The sequence below is a fragment of the Rhizobium lentis genome, assembly GCF_017352135.1.
Lineage (GTDB): Bacteria > Pseudomonadota > Alphaproteobacteria > Rhizobiales > Rhizobiaceae > Rhizobium > Rhizobium lentis.
Genome location: NZ_CP071454.1, coordinates 3,189,529 through 3,203,211, shown reverse-complemented (window position 1 = coordinate 3,203,211; position 13,683 = coordinate 3,189,529). Strand labels below are relative to the sequence as shown.

The 13,683-nt window shown below is 61.8% G+C and carries 12 protein-coding genes; 6 read left to right on the top strand and 6 right to left on the bottom strand.

What is annotated here, in order from left to right; translation table 11 throughout:
- Positions 1-213 precede the first annotated feature (213 nt).
- Complete coding sequence (locus tag J0663_RS15410; protein ID WP_207241180.1) at positions 214-744, top strand: A24 family peptidase; 531 nt, start codon at positions 214-216, stop codon at positions 742-744.
- Positions 745-765: 21 nt separating this feature from the next.
- Here J0663_RS15410 and J0663_RS15405 read toward each other — a convergent pair whose 3' ends face one another.
- A complete protein-coding gene (locus J0663_RS15405; RefSeq protein WP_207241179.1) occupies positions 766-2,133 on the bottom strand; it encodes an aspartate aminotransferase family protein in 1,368 nt (455 codons plus the stop codon).
- 82 nt (positions 2,134-2,215) lie between these two features.
- Here J0663_RS15405 and J0663_RS15400 point away from each other — a divergent pair, with 82 nt between their 5' ends.
- Positions 2,216-3,568 (top strand): glutamine synthetase family protein, encoded by a 1,353-nt coding sequence (locus J0663_RS15400; RefSeq protein ID WP_207241178.1) that lies wholly within the window; start codon positions 2,216-2,218, stop codon positions 3,566-3,568.
- 18 nt (positions 3,569-3,586) lie between these two features.
- On the opposite strand, the gene J0663_RS15395 is transcribed toward J0663_RS15400, so the two are convergent.
- Positions 3,587-4,531, bottom strand: a complete 945-nt coding sequence (locus tag J0663_RS15395; RefSeq protein WP_207241177.1) for a diacylglycerol/lipid kinase family protein — start codon at positions 4,529-4,531, stop codon at positions 3,587-3,589.
- A gap of 296 nt (positions 4,532-4,827) precedes the next feature.
- Between J0663_RS15395 and J0663_RS15390 the strand changes: the two genes are divergently transcribed.
- Positions 4,828-6,057 carry an MFS transporter gene (locus J0663_RS15390; RefSeq protein WP_207241176.1) on the top strand — a complete coding sequence of 410 codons (1,230 nt, stop codon included), beginning with the start codon at positions 4,828-4,830 and terminating at the stop codon, positions 6,055-6,057.
- Here J0663_RS15390 and J0663_RS15385 read toward each other — a convergent pair.
- Complete coding sequence (locus tag J0663_RS15385; RefSeq protein ID WP_207241175.1) at positions 6,013-6,420, bottom strand: winged helix-turn-helix transcriptional regulator; 408 nt, start codon at positions 6,418-6,420, stop codon at positions 6,013-6,015. The two genes, J0663_RS15390 and J0663_RS15385, sit on opposite strands and share 45 nt — an antisense overlap.
- A 103-nt stretch (positions 6,421-6,523) precedes the next feature.
- Here J0663_RS15385 and J0663_RS15380 point away from each other — a divergent pair, with 103 nt between their 5' ends.
- Together J0663_RS15380 and mgtE are read left to right on the top strand one after the other, a co-directional pair.
- The gene (locus J0663_RS15380; protein WP_207241174.1) at positions 6,524-7,537 is read left to right on the top strand and encodes a zinc-binding alcohol dehydrogenase family protein; all 1,014 of its coding nucleotides are present in this window, start codon (positions 6,524-6,526) and stop codon (positions 7,535-7,537) included.
- Between the two features lie 312 nt (positions 7,538-7,849).
- The gene (gene mgtE / locus J0663_RS15375) at positions 7,850-9,223 is read left to right on the top strand and encodes a magnesium transporter (RefSeq protein ID WP_207241173.1); all 1,374 of its coding nucleotides are present in this window, start codon (positions 7,850-7,852) and stop codon (positions 9,221-9,223) included.
- 256 nt (positions 9,224-9,479) lie between these two features.
- On the opposite strand, the gene J0663_RS15370 is transcribed toward mgtE, so the two are convergent.
- A complete protein-coding gene (locus J0663_RS15370) occupies positions 9,480-9,953 on the bottom strand; it encodes an Lrp/AsnC family transcriptional regulator (protein ID WP_003587651.1) in 474 nt (157 codons plus the stop codon).
- A gap of 145 nt (positions 9,954-10,098) precedes the next feature.
- Between J0663_RS15370 and J0663_RS15365 the strand changes: the two genes are divergently transcribed.
- Positions 10,099-11,004: a DMT family transporter gene (locus J0663_RS15365; RefSeq protein WP_207241172.1), complete on the top strand. Its 906-nt coding sequence runs from the start codon at positions 10,099-10,101 to the stop codon at positions 11,002-11,004.
- An 81-nt stretch (positions 11,005-11,085) separates the two neighbouring features.
- Here J0663_RS15365 and J0663_RS15360 read toward each other — a convergent pair whose 3' ends face one another.
- Both J0663_RS15360 and J0663_RS15355 read right to left on the bottom strand, forming a co-directional pair.
- Positions 11,086-11,700, bottom strand: coding sequence for a L,D-transpeptidase (locus tag J0663_RS15360; RefSeq protein WP_207241171.1), 615 nt, complete (start codon positions 11,698-11,700; stop codon positions 11,086-11,088).
- A gap of 136 nt (positions 11,701-11,836) precedes the next feature.
- Positions 11,837-13,501, bottom strand: a complete 1,665-nt coding sequence (locus tag J0663_RS15355) for an electron transfer flavoprotein-ubiquinone oxidoreductase (RefSeq protein ID WP_207241170.1) — start codon at positions 13,499-13,501, stop codon at positions 11,837-11,839.
- Between the last annotated feature and the right edge of the window lie 182 nt (positions 13,502-13,683).

Genomic DNA, 13,683 nt, shown 5'->3' with positions numbered 1-13,683 from the left:
CGCCGTAATTTCCCCCGGCACCCTTGTCGTCGAGACCGCCCCTTCGACTGGGAATATTAATAATCTGTTAAGTCTAATTTAGTCAATTGTTTTATACGCGGATCGCGAGCATTTATACTTTATGGTTAAGACGGAAACCGCAGAAATGGCCGATGCACTGAGTGAAAATGAACGTCCCCGGTGAATTATAATAGCCCATAAAGGTTGAATCCGATGCTGCAATTGGCAAATCTTACTAATTCTCTTTCAGTATTACTTTTTCTCTACGCAGCATGGACCGATTTCCGCACATGGAAGATCCCCAACAGGCTCGTTCTTGCGCTCGTGACACTTTATGCACTGCGCGCGGTGGCCGAGTTGCTTGGTTCCGAGGATGTCGGCGCGGCGCTGTTTGCTTCGAGCGGAATTGGCGGCGACGTCGCAGCCGGCCTGCTGATGTTCATGCTTGGGGTGATGCTCTGGGCGTTCCGGCTGTTTGGCGCAGGAGACGCCAAGCTTTTCCTGCCGATCGGCCTTTTTGTCGGATGGCACGGGATGCTGCCGTTTTCGTTTTTGCTCCTCGTGCTCGGCATCGTGACGCTCCTGGCCCTGCGGCTGCCGGTGCCGCTTCGCGTCGCACATCTCGCCTTTTTCATGCGCATCGAGGAAATCCGGGCAAGCCGGAAGATACCTTATGGCGTCATCATGGTTTTCGCCGTGCTCCTCACCTTGGCTTTGCCCATGATCCGACAGCAGCTGCAGTGACCTGGCATCGACATAGCGGCATCAGGATTTCAGTTCCTTCCAGGTTGCATCCAGCGCCAGCCTGGTGATTTCAGCCATCTCATCCACCTCCGCATGGCTGATGACGAGCGGTGGCGAGGCCAGCATACGGTCACCGGTGGCGCGCAGGACAAGGCCGTTTGCCAGCGCGTGGTTGCGCACCAGCGAACCGACCTGATCGGGCTTTTCATAACGGGTGCGCGTGCTCTTTTCGGCGGCAAGCTGCAATCCGCCCATTAGGCCGATGCTGTCAGCAGCGCCTACGAGATCGTGCTCTGCCAGTGCGGCCCAGGCCCTGCTAAAATACGGGCCGATATCATCGCGCACGCGTTCGACCAACCTTTCCTCCTCGATGATGCGCAGATTTTCGAGGGCCGCGGCGGCGCAGACCGGATGGCCGGAATAGGTGAAACCATGATTGAAGTCGCCGACCTCGTTGATCAGCACATCTGCGATGCGGTCGCTGACGAGCACGCCGCCGATCGGCAGATAGCCTGAGGAAAGTCCCTTGGCGATCGGCGCGACATCGGGCTCGACGCCGAAATGCTGATGACCGAACCAGGAACCCAGGCGACCGAAACCGCAGATCACTTCGTCGGTCACGAGCAGGATATTGCGCGCCTTGCAGATCCGGTCGATCTCCGGCCAGTAGGTCTCGGGCGGGATGATGACACCGGCGGCCCCCTGCACCGGCTCGGCGACGAAGGCGGCGACATTTTCCTCGCCCAGTTCGTCGATCTTGGCTTCGAGTTCGCGTGCGACCTTCAGACCGAATTCATCGGGCGACAGATCGCCGCCCTCGCCATACCAGTAAGGCTGACCGATATGGACGACGCCTGGTATCGGCAGGTCACCCTGCTCGTGCATGTATTTCATGCCACCGAGGCTGGCGCCAGCGACGGTCGAGCCATGATAGCCGTTTTTCCGCGCGATCACGATCTTCTTCGACGACTTGCCGACCGCACTCCAATAGACCCGGGCCATGCGGAACCAGGTGTCGTTCGCTTCCGAGCCGGAGCCGGTGAAGAAGATATGGTTGAAACGTACGCCGGCATGAGAGGTGACTTTCTCGGCAAGCAGCGCGGTCGGCGTCGAGGTCGTCCCAAAGAAGGTATTGTAATAGGGCAGTTCGTTCATCTGCCGCGCCACGGCTTCGGTGATCTCCCGGCGACCATAACCGATATTGACGCACCAGAGGCCGGCAAAGCCGTCGAGATATTTCCTGCCGTGATTGTCGAAGATGTAGACGCCCTCGCCGCGCTGAATGACGCGCGTGCCTTCGGCATTCAATTTCTTCATGTCGGCGAAGGGATGCAGGTGGTGCGCAGCGTCAATCGCGGCGAGATTCGAGAGAGGGTAAGTATCGGGCATGGCTAGTGAAAAACCCTCGTGGATTGAAAGGCTGCTATCGATGGGATAGGAGCTTGTCCTTGTCCCGGAGGATTTTCAAGGCATGGTGAGCGACAGGATGGACGGCAAGATCGAAGGCGGCGATCCGCGTTTCGAGATCCTGATCGTCGGCATGAACGGCGAGCTGCGCGGCAAGCAACTTCCCCCTGGCAGCGAAAGCAAGATCTGGGCCGGCGAAATCCGCCTGCCGACCTCGACGCAATCGCTCGATATCTGGGGCGACGACAATGACGACATCACCGGCCTGTCGCTGACCATCGGCGATCCCGACGGCACGGTCGTAGCCGACCGGAGGAGCCTTGCGCCGATGCCCTGGGCGCCGGAGGGATCGATGCAGGTGCTCGCCACGATGCACGAGTTGGACGGCAGCCCGAGCTTCATGGATCCGCGTGCCATCCTCGCCTCCGTGCTGGGGCGCTATGCCTCGCGCGGCCTGACGCCTGTGGTTGCGACCGAGTTGGAATTCTACGTGATGGCGGGAGATTGGCGTGAGACCGGACGCCCCTCCCCGCCCGAAAACCTCACCTATCGCGGCGAACCGAACGGCTTCCAGCTCTACGATATGAGCGCCGTCGATGCACTCGACGGCTACCTCCAGACGCTGAGGGCCTATGCCAAGGCGCAAGAACTGCCGGCGGACGCGACGACGGCGGAATTCGGCCCCGGTCAGTTCGAGGTCAATCTCGTGCACCGCCCCGATGCGCTGGCAGCCGCCGACGACTGCCTCTATCTGAAGCGCGTCGCCGAGCAGGCGGCGCGCCGCCATGGGCTGAAATCGACCTGCATGGCCAAGCCCTATTCCGACCATGCCGGCTCCGGCCTGCATGTGCATGCCAGCATCATCGACGGCCAGGGCCGCAACATCCTCGATGCCAGGGGCGGCGAACCAAAGCTGCTCAAATCGGCCACAGCGGGCCTGCTTGCCACCATGCGCGAGGCGCAGCTGATCTTCGCCCCCTTCGCCAATTCCTACCGGCGCTTCCAGCCGGGCTCCTTCGCGCCTGTCGATCTGAGCTGGGGCAGCGGCCATCGCGGCACGGCGATTCGCATCCCCGAAAAAGACGGCCCGGCCGCGCGCGTCGAGCACCGCGTCGCAGGCGCCGATGCCAATCCCTATCTGCTGCTGGCGGCAATCCTCGGCGGCATGCTTGTCGGCCTCGACCGCGAACTCGATCCCGGTGAAGAGGCGACGCCTTCGCATGTGCCCGCGAATACCACACGGCTGACGCATGATTTCCTGAGCGCCGTCGAGACGTTCCGCGCCTCGCCCTTCATCGCCGATTTCTTCGGCGCACGCTATCAGGCGCTCTACGGCGACACCAAGCGCAAGGAAGCGCTTGCACATCTGCGAACGGTCTCGGATTTCGACTATCGGACTTATCTGCCGCGGCTCTGATATAACGCAGCGGCCGACTTACGCGGCGGGTTCGCGGCGTTCGTCCGCATTGACCTGGGCGGCGAGCCCCTGTTTGACGAGGACTTTCAATTCGCCGGGGTGCAGCCGGATCAAGACATCGCGTTGGAGCGGCAGCAGCTCGCCGTCGATGACGCAATTGGCCTTGGACCGCAGTTTGGGGAAATGCAGGCGCACTTCGGCAGGATGCATCACCATGACATCGGCATTCTCGCGGACCTTGCCGCGCAGCATGTCGATGGCAAGGCGGGCGACACCGAGCGGTTTCAACGGATTGGCCGTATAGAAGCCGAGCTCGCCGCTTCTCAGATTATCGGCATAAAGCAGCGCATTTTCGCCGAACGGATTATTGGAGACAGAGACCGCCGACACCCGGCGGCGCTCGCGCATGCCGACCGCCTCGAACTCGACCTCGAATTCCGGCGGGTTGAATATGACGCCCAAGGCCGCCTTGGTGCTCGCCCTGATCTTGCCCAGCCGGGAACGGTAGCTGTAAGCGTTGCGGTAGCGCACCATGCGGGCATGCAGGCCGGCGGAAAACTGGTGGATGAAGGGCCGGCCGTTAGCGCTGGCGATATCGACATTATCGATCTCGCCGGAGGCGAGGACGTCGAGCGCCTGCCAGATATCGAGCGGCACGCGCAGCGACCGGGCAAAGAGGTTCATCGTGCCGGCCGGCACGACGCCGAGCGCAATGCCGTTCTTCCAGGCGATCGATGCCGCCGCCGAAATCGTGCCGTCGCCGCCGCCGGCAACGATGCCGTCAATATCGTCGCGCTTGGCCGCCCGCTCCATGGCGGGAATGATCTCCTTGCCCGAAAATACGATCGCCTCGAAATCGTGCCCGGCGTCACGGAACGCCGCTTCCGCCCTCTTCTCGTAGGCCAGCATATCGGTGGTCTTGAAGGTACCGCCGTCGCGATTGAAAAAGCCTACAAGCTTCATGTGGGCTCCTGTCTCTGGCGCGGAAACAATCCTGCCTCTGCCCTGAGATGGTTGCGGTATCGGCGATTTCAAGCACGGCCACTTCCCCGAAAAAATGACAGAAATGCAAAAATTGCAATAGACATATGCACATAGCAGGACGCTGCACTGCGAAAAATGCACTCGACGCCTGACGATACATCACGGATAGATGAGAGATCGGAGTGATCGTCGCCGCCTTCCCCCAAACGATCGGCCCGCCGCCGCAGCTGCGTCAGGGGCCATTGCCAAGCAGCAAACCGTCCCGAGGAGCGCTCATGAGTGAGATCGCCATCAACGATTCCATCCGTAGCCGGCCGGATGGCGAGCTGCCGTCGGCAGCGACCGTGATTTTGGTTCAGCTGGCGCTCGCCTGCGGCGGCTTCGGCATCGGCACCGGCGAATTCGCGATCATGGGTCTGCTGCCCAATGTCGCCGACACGTTCTCGGTCACGACGCCGCAAGCCGGCTACGTCATCAGCGCCTATGCACTCGGCGTCGTCATCGGCGCACCCGTTATTGCCGTGCTCGCCGCCAAGATGGCACGGCGCACGTTGCTTTTGACGCTGATGCTGATCTTTGCCGCCGGCAATATAGCAAGCGCCGTAGCGCCCAGCTTCGAGACCTTCACCGTTTTGCGTTTCATCAGCGGCCTGCCGCATGGCGCCTATTTCGGCGTCGCGGCGCTGGTGGCCGCCTCGATGGTGCCGGTGCATCGCCGCGCCCGTGCGGTCGGCCGCGTCATGCTTGGGCTCACCGTCGCGACACTTCTCGGTACGCCGCTAACGACCTTCTTCGGCCAGTCGCTCGACTGGCAGGTGGCATTCCTGTCGGTCGGCGTCGTCGGCCTGCTGACCGTGGTATTGATCTGGTTCTATGTCCCGAAGGACAGTGTTTCCGAAGAGGCGAGTTTCTTACGCGAACTCGGCGCCTTCCGCCGTCCGCAGGTCTGGTTGACGCTTGGCATCGCCGCCGTCGGTTATGGCGGCATGTTCGCGATGTTCAGCTATATCGCCTCGACCACCACCGAAGTGGCGATGCTGCCGGAAAGCGCGGTTCCAATCATGCTGGTGCTTTTCGGCGTCGGCATGAATGCAGGCAATTTCATTGGCTCGTGGCTCGCCGACAAATCGCTGCTCGGAACGATCGGCGGCTCGCTCGTCTATAATATCGTCGTGCTCACCACCTTCTCACTGACCGCCGCCAACCCCTATATGCTCGGGCTCTCTGTCTTCCTCGTCGGCTGCGGTTTTGCCGCCGGGCCGGCGCTGCAGACGCGGCTGATGGATGTCGCCGCCGACGCGCAGACGCTGGCGGCCGCGTCCAACCATTCCGCCTTCAACATCGCCAATGCGATCGGCGCCTGGCTCGGCGGCCTCGTCATCGCCTGGGGTTACGGGTTTGCGGCCACGGGCTATGTCGGCGCAGCACTTTCCTTCCTCGGCCTCTTCGTCTTCGCAGCCTCAGCCCGCCTGGAGAGGCGCAACCGGTGTGTGCAGCCCGCCTGAGGCCATGCGCAGCTCGCGCCCATCCGGGCTGCAGAAGACATAATCGTCGCCCCAGGCGGCAAGCGCATCGACGACCGGCTTCAGCGTCATGCCGAGCGGCGTCATCGCATATTCAACACGCGGCGGCACCACCGGATAGACGGTACGAGACACCAGACCGGACTCTTCGAGTTCGCGCAACTGCTTGGTCAGCATGCGCTGGGTCACAGCCGGTAACTTGCGGCGCAGTTCGTTGAAGCGCAGTGTGCCCTTCATGAGGTGAAAGAGGATCACGCCCTTCCATTTTCCGTCGAGGTAACTCAGCGTCGCCTCGACAGGGCAACCGGGAAAATTCCTGACGAGTTTGGCGCGCGGCAACGACATTTTACAGTATCCTTTTTGGTACTACGTACAGAATTTGTGCATTCTTGCGTTGTTCGAACATAGTGCGCATCTAGCTTCCGTGCAAAGAACACAGGAGTTTCCCATGCGCGCCGTCGCTTATAAGACCCCACAGCCCATTACCGCCGAGACCTCGCTGATTGATGTCGACTTGCCGATGCCGGAAGCTCGCGGCCATGATCTGCTCGTCGAGATCAAGGCTGTCTCCGTCAATCCCGTCGATGTGAAGGTGCGCGCCCATTCCGCGCCACCGGCCGACGAACTCAAGGTGCTCGGCTGGGATGCCGCCGGTGTCGTCAAGGCCGTCGGTGCTGACGTCACGCTGTTCAGGCCGGGCGACGAGGTGTTCTATTCCGGCGTCATCAGCCGTCCGGGCAGCAATGCCGAATTCCACCTCGTCGACGAGCGCATCGTCGGGAAAAAACCAAGGAGCCTCGATTTCGCGGCCGCGGCCGCCCTGCCGCTGACCTCGATCACTGCTTATGAGGCGCTGTTCGACCGGCTGAAGGTGCAGGACGCTGTTGCGGGCCCGGCACGCTCCATCCTGATCATCGGCGGCGCAGGCGGGGTCGGCTCGATCGCCATCCAGATCGCCCGTTCTCTCACCGATCTCACCGTCATCGCAACGGCATCGCGGCCGGAAACGCAGGACTGGGTGAAGGCGCTCGGCGCACAACATATCGTCGATCACTCCAAGCCGATCGCGCCTCAGGTGGCAGCGCTTGGTATCGGCGCACCGGGGTTCGTTTTTTCGACAACCAATACCGACCATCACGTGGGCGACATTGTGGAAGCCATCGCACCGCAAGGCCGCTTCGCCCTGATCGACGATCCCAAGACACTCGACATCGTGCCCTTCAAGCGCAAAGCCATCTCCATTCATTGGGAACTGATGTTCACCCGCCCGCTTTATGGCACGCCTGACATGATCGAGCAGCACAAGCTGCTGAACAAGATTTCCGAACTGGTCGACGCCGGAAAGATCCGCACGACGCTCACCGAGACCGTCGGCCCGATCAATGCGGCAAATCTGAAGAGAGCGCATGCGATGGTGGAAAGCGGCCGTATGAAGGGCAAGGCAGTGCTTGCAGGCTTCTGATTCGCACTTGTACGAAGGTTTTCGAGGCTGCCGGCCGCAAGTCATCGTCACACGCCCGAATGCCGCAGCGCACAGGTGCGACATTCTGGCGTTAAGCATTTATCCTGCTTGACTTTTTCCGCGTTCTGGACCACCTAGCCAAACACGTGACCGACACTCGTCGGCCACGGATCTCAACGGAGCCATCTTCACGATGCCAAGCGACAGTAACAGTCGATTGCCTTTGCCGTACGCGGCCCTCGTGCGCTGACCGACTCCTGTCGGGCTCGCCCGATCGGACGCTACGGCGGATCGACGGAAAGGCGAGCCTCAATGAATATCAGTCGCTTCCCTCTTCGGGCAGGCAATGCCGCCCGTGCCTTCATCAACAACAGCCGCGGCGCGACCATTGCCGAACGTGTCGAAGCGTTGAACGCGCTGACAGTCCAGGACGCCGGCCGCGTGCTATCGGGCATGCCGCTCGACTATGCGGTCAACATTCTCGACCGGCCGGAGCTCCGTAATGCCGCGCAGATCCTTGCGCTGATAAGCGCCGAGGATGCCGCACGCCTGCTGCACGGCATGTCCAACGATCGCGTCGCCGACGTGCTGCTCGAACTAGACAGCGAGACCCGCGCCCGGTTGTTCTCCAGCCTCGACGAGCCGGTGCGCATCGCCATACAGCACCTGATGGGCTATCCGCCGCGCACGGCCGGCGGCATCATGACGACGGAGTTCGTCAGCGTGCCTGCGAGCTGGACCGTCGCTCAGACGCTCGACCACGTGCGCCAGGTCGAACGCTCGCGCGAGACCGTCTATGCCATCTATGTTCTCGACGAGGTGAGCCATGCGCTGATGCATGTGGTGACGCTGCGCCGCCTCATCACCGGCGAGCCGGAGGCTTCGATCCTCTCCGTGGCGCAGAAAGGCGTGCCGGTTTCGGCCGATCCTTTGATGAAGCAGGAGGATGTCGCCCGGCTGATCCGCAAGCACGACCTGCTCGCCCTGCCTGTCATCGACGAACACGGGCAGGTGCTCGGCATCGTCACTGTCGACGATGTGATCGACACGATGATCGCAGACACGACGGAAGCGGCCCAGAAGTTCGGCGGCATGGAGGCGCTCGGCCGGCCCTACATGAAAATCAGCTTCGCCGGCATGATCCGCAAGCGCGCCGGCTGGCTCGCCGCGCTGTTCCTCGGCGAGATGCTGACGGCAAGTGCCATGCAGCACTTCGAAGGTGAGCTTGAGAAGGCCGTGGTGCTAACGCTGTTCATCCCACTGATCATGAGCTCGGGCGGCAATTCCGGTTCGCAGGCGACCTCGCTGATCATTCGGGCACTGGCGCTCGGCGAGCTGAAGCTTTCGGACTGGTGGAAGGTGCTGTTCCGCGAATTGCCGACCGGCATCGTGCTCGGCGCTATCCTCGGCCTCGTCGGCTTCATCCGCATCGTGTTCTGGCAGTCGGCCGGACTTTATGATTACGGCCCACACTGGCAGATGGTCGCCATCACGGTGTTTGCCGCCCTGATCGGGATCGTCACCTTCGGCTCGATCTGCGGCTCGATGCTGCCCTTCCTGCTGCAGAAACTGCGGCTCGATCCGGCCAGCGCCTCGGCTCCCTTCGTCGCCACGCTGGTCGACGTCAGCGGGCTCGTCATCTACTTCTCGGTGGCGCTGCTCATCCTCAGCGGGACGCTGCTGTAGCAGTCAATAATGGCAAGGCCCGAGGGGCAGCTGCCCTTCACCCTAACCCTCTCCCCGTAAACGGGGCGAGGGGACGTGCCAAACGCAGCGTCGAGGGTGAGACGGAGAGGTCGCGGCATGTCCCTTCGATCTGCAAGCAGGGGTCCGAAGGACGGGTCGAGACACGTGGCTCGACCCCGGTTGGTGCCGGCAGGCGGATGAGGGGCTGGTTTCAGCAATCTCCTGGCCGAAATAGCCGCCATCAATCCCAACCAAACTACTTCCCCTCAGGCAGCTTCAGCGGCCCATGCGTCTTGATGCTGCGAATGGCGAAGTTCGAGCGGATGTCGCTGACATTCGGCAGGGTCAGCAGCGTCTCCGTCAGAAGCCGCTCATAGGCGGCGAGATCTTCGACCACCACCTCGGCGAGGAAATCGGCCGTGCCTGAGATCAGGAAGCAGGAGACGATCTCGGGAATAGCAAGCAGTGCCTTCTGCTGAGCCTCGGAATTTTCGCGGCTGTGATGGACCACCTTGAATTCGACAAAGACGGTCAGGCCGAGGCCGACTTCCTTGCGATCGATATCGGCCGTGTAGCCGCGGATGATGCCGGAGCGTTCGAGATTGCGGATGCGGCGCAGGCAGGGCGACGGCGAGAGGTTCACCTTCTCGGCGATCTCGACATTGGTGGCGCGCGCATCCTCCTGCAGGCATTTCAGGATGGCAATATCGAATTTATCGAGATTTGGCATTTTCACAAATCCTGACGGCGTCATTTGGCAGAAGATTGCGTATGGTATGATTTTCGAGCCACAGATAGCAAGGACATGCCCCGGCCTTCGGCGCTAGTCTCTTCTTCAACCGGAGAGGATCCGGATGGAGGAAAGGAACAAGACGATGAGCACGATCGCATTTTCAAACGACAAATCCCCTTCGCAGGCGCTGGGTTATGCCGCCGGCACCGTTACCGTGCTGATCTGGGCGAGTTGGTTTCTGGCAACCCGCCACAGCGCCGCGACATCGCTCGGCTCAATCGATATCGGCCTCATCCGCTTCGGCATTCCGGCGCTCGCGCTTTCGCCCGTCTGGCTTCGCACCGGCCTGCTGCCGAAGGGGCTGCCGCTCCATCTGCTGGCGATCATGGTAGCGGGCTGCGGCGCGATCTTCTTCCTGGTGACGACGCTTGCCATTCACTCCACACCGGCCGCCTCCTCGGGCATCCTGCTCGGCGGCTCCATGCCGCTTGCCACTGCATTCATCGGCATTCTGCTGTTTCAGGAACGGCCGGATATCACGCGCATCGCCGGTCTGGTCGCAATCATCGGCGGTGTCCTGATCCTGCTGACTCGCAGTCTTGCCGATGCCTCCCTGCCCTGGACGAGCTTCTTGCTGCTGCCGGCCGGCGCCGTGCTCTGGGCAAGCTATACCCATGCCTTCCGCCGCTCAGGTCTGACGGCCATTCAGGCGAGCGCCCTGATTGCCGTTTGGTCTTTCCTGATCATGGCCGGGCTCGCCCTCGTCTTCGGCATCTCGCTGCCGCAAGCGCCGCTTGCCGAAATCGGCCTGCAGGTGCTGAGCCAGGGCATTCTCTCCGGCCTCGTTGCCATGGTCGCCTATGGCACGGCCGTCCGCACCCTCGGCGGAACCCAGGCCGCCGCCTTCACGGCGCTGACGCCCGTTCTTGCGACGCTGGGCGGGGGTTTCCTGCTTGGCGAACAGATCGGCCTTACTGAAATCAGTGCCGCCGTGACCACCGGCATCGGTGTGGCGCTTTCGACCGGGATCGCCGCACGCCGTCACTGAAGCGACGACGTCAGCCGCAAAAGCCAAAGCCGCCGGCAGCCATCGCTGCGGCGGCTTTTCTCATGGTCGCCGTTTGGCCGCTCAAGCCTGGATGACAACAACCCTGGCGCCGACATCGACACGGCTGTAGAGGTCTATCACGTCGTGGTTCATCATGCGAATACAGCCGCTCGACATAGCGAGACCGATCGATTCCGGCTGGTTCGTACCGTGAATGCGGAAATGCGTGTCGTTGCCGCCGCGATAGAGATACATCGCCCGCGCGCCGAGCGGATTGTTCGGACCGCCCGGCATGCCGCCGGCAAGCTTACGGTAGCGCTCTTCGCGGCGCTGCATGTTTTCCGTCGGCGTCCAACTCGGCCATTCGGCCTTGCGCCCGATATAGGCATTGCCGGCAAATGCCAGTCCCTCGCGACCAACACCGACGCCATATCGCATCGCCCTGTTGTCACCGAGGACGTAGTAGGCGCGCCGCGCCGGCGTGTCGATGACGATCGTGCCCGGCGCATGGTTGCTTTCATAAGCCACTTCCTGGCGGCGAAGCTCCGGCTTGATCTTGTCGATCGGCACCTGCCGCAGCGGAAACTTTTCATCCGGAAGCGCGGCATAATTCGTCTGGCTGTTCAGACCAGTCGAGGAGCAGCCGGCGACAAAAAGCGGCAAAGCGATCAGAAAACCCCGACGGGAGATCGTCATGAATGTGTCCTTAGTGCGTCAACACGATGTCGCAAGCTAAGGAAATTATGGTTAACGAACGGCTAACAGCGGCCGGCAACAGCCGATCACAAAGACGTCAGCGGCTGAAATAACCCGCTGCGACCAGCAGTTCGCCTCACATATTCGGGTAGACTGGCCCCTCGCCGCCCTGCGGCGGCACCCAGTTGATGTTCTGGTTGGGGTCCTTGATGTCGCAGGTCTTGCAGTGCACGCAGTTCTGGGCGTTGATGACGAAGGTTTTGTCGCCGTCCTTCTCCACCCATTCATAGACGCCGGCCGGACAGTAGCGGGTCGACGGGCCGGCATAGATGCCGAGCTCGGAGCTCTTCTGCAGCGCGATATCCTTGACCTGCAGATGCACCGGCTGGTCCTCCTCGTGATTGGTGTTCGACAGGAACACCGAGGACAGGCGGTCGAAAGTCAAGACGCCATCCGGCTTCGGATAGGCGATCGGCTTATGCTGGGCGGCCGGCTCCAGCGACTGCGCATCGGTCTTGCCGTGCTTCAGCGTGCCGAAGAAGGAGAAGCCGAACAGCGTGTTGGTCCACATGTCGAGACCGCCGAGCCCCACGCCGAATGCCGTGCCGAACTTCGACCACAGCGGCTTGACGTTGCGCACCCGCTTCAGATCCTTGCCGATATCGCCGTTGCGCCATTCGTTTTCGATCTCGACGACCTCGTCGTGGCTGCGGCCTGATGCAATCGCCGCCGCGATCTTCTCGGCCGCCAACATGCCCGACAGCACCGCATTGTGGCTGCCCTTGATGCGCGGCACGTTGACGAAGCCGGCCGAACAGCCGATCAGCGCCCCGCCCGGGAAGGACAACTTCGGCACCGACTGGTAGCCGCCCTCGGTGATGGCGCGGGCGCCATAGGAGAGCCGCTTGCCGCCCTCGAAAGTCCCCCGGATCGCCGGATGCGTCTTGAAGCGCTGGAACTCCTCGAAGGGATAGAGATAAGGGTTCTTATAGTTCAGGTGGACGACGAAGCCGACCGCCACCAGATTATCTTCGAGATGGTAGAGGAAGGAGCCACCACCGGTCTTCATGCCGAGCGGCCAGCCGAACGAGTGCTGCACCAGGCCCGGCCGGTGGTTCTCCGGCTTGACCTGCCAGAGCTCCTTGAGGCCGATGCCGAATTTTTGCGGTTCACGGTCCTTCTGCAGATCGAACTTGGCGATCAGCTGTTTGGCGAGCGAGCCGCGCACCCCTTCGCCGATCAGCACATATTTGCCGAGCAGCTCCATGCCACGGGTATAGTTCGGACCGGGCTCGCCGTTCTTCTCGATGCCCATGTCGCCGGTCGCCACCCCGATCACCGCGCCTTGGTCATTGTAAAGCACTTCGGCGGCGGCAAAGCCCGGATAGATCTCGACGCCGAGCTCCTCGGCCTTCGTCGCCAGCCAGCGACAGACATTGCCCAGAGAAACGATGTAGTTGCCGTGATTGTTCATCAAGGGCGGCATCAGAATATTCGGCAGGCGGACCGAGCCGGCCGGCCCCAGCACCAGGAAATGGTCTGCCGTCACCTCGGTCTTGAAGGGGTGCCCCTCCTCCTTCCGCCAGCCCGGCAGCAGCCGGTCGATGCCGACTGGATCGACGACCGCGCCGGACAGGATATGAGCGCCGACTTCCGAGCCCTTCTCCAGCACCACGACCGAAAGCTCCGGATTGACCTGCTTCAGCCGGATCGCCGCCGCCAGACCGGCAGGACCTGCGCCGACGATTACAACGTCGAATTCCATGCTCTCGCGCTCGGGCAGGTCAGTCACATCGGTCATCAATTCTTCTCCGCTTGGCCGCAAGCGGCCGTCATCCCTATGGGCACTTTCTGTCAAAAGGAGAAGGGATTGTCGAGCCGAGATACGACAGCCGATCTTCCAATTTGCACAATGATACGCCTCCGCAGAAAAATATATTACGCTTACGTCAAGGTCAATTATCGAGGCCTTGCCAAGCCGAT

Excerpts from the sequence above, each read along its gene's own strand:
- J0663_RS15410 (WP_207241180.1), top strand. The coding sequence starts at position 214 with ATGCTGCAATTGGCAAATCTTACTAATTCTCTTTCAGTATTACTTTTT.
- J0663_RS15405 (WP_207241179.1), bottom strand. The coding sequence starts at position 2,133 with ATGCCCGATACTTACCCTCTCTCGAATCTCGCCGCGATTGACGCTGCG.
- J0663_RS15400 (WP_207241178.1), top strand. The coding sequence starts at position 2,216 with ATGGTGAGCGACAGGATGGACGGCAAGATCGAAGGCGGCGATCCGCGT.
- J0663_RS15395 (WP_207241177.1), bottom strand. The coding sequence starts at position 4,531 with ATGAAGCTTGTAGGCTTTTTCAATCGCGACGGCGGTACCTTCAAGACC.
- J0663_RS15390 (WP_207241176.1), top strand. The coding sequence starts at position 4,828 with ATGAGTGAGATCGCCATCAACGATTCCATCCGTAGCCGGCCGGATGGC.
- J0663_RS15385 (WP_207241175.1), bottom strand. The coding sequence starts at position 6,420 with ATGTCGTTGCCGCGCGCCAAACTCGTCAGGAATTTTCCCGGTTGCCCT.
- J0663_RS15380 (WP_207241174.1), top strand. The coding sequence starts at position 6,524 with ATGCGCGCCGTCGCTTATAAGACCCCACAGCCCATTACCGCCGAGACC.
- mgtE (WP_207241173.1), top strand. The coding sequence starts at position 7,850 with ATGAATATCAGTCGCTTCCCTCTTCGGGCAGGCAATGCCGCCCGTGCC.
- J0663_RS15370 (WP_003587651.1), bottom strand. The coding sequence starts at position 9,953 with ATGCCAAATCTCGATAAATTCGATATTGCCATCCTGAAATGCCTGCAG.
- J0663_RS15365 (WP_207241172.1), top strand. The coding sequence starts at position 10,099 with ATGAGCACGATCGCATTTTCAAACGACAAATCCCCTTCGCAGGCGCTG.
- J0663_RS15360 (WP_207241171.1), bottom strand. The coding sequence starts at position 11,700 with ATGACGATCTCCCGTCGGGGTTTTCTGATCGCTTTGCCGCTTTTTGTC.
- J0663_RS15355 (WP_207241170.1), bottom strand. The coding sequence starts at position 13,501 with ATGACCGATGTGACTGACCTGCCCGAGCGCGAGAGCATGGAATTCGAC.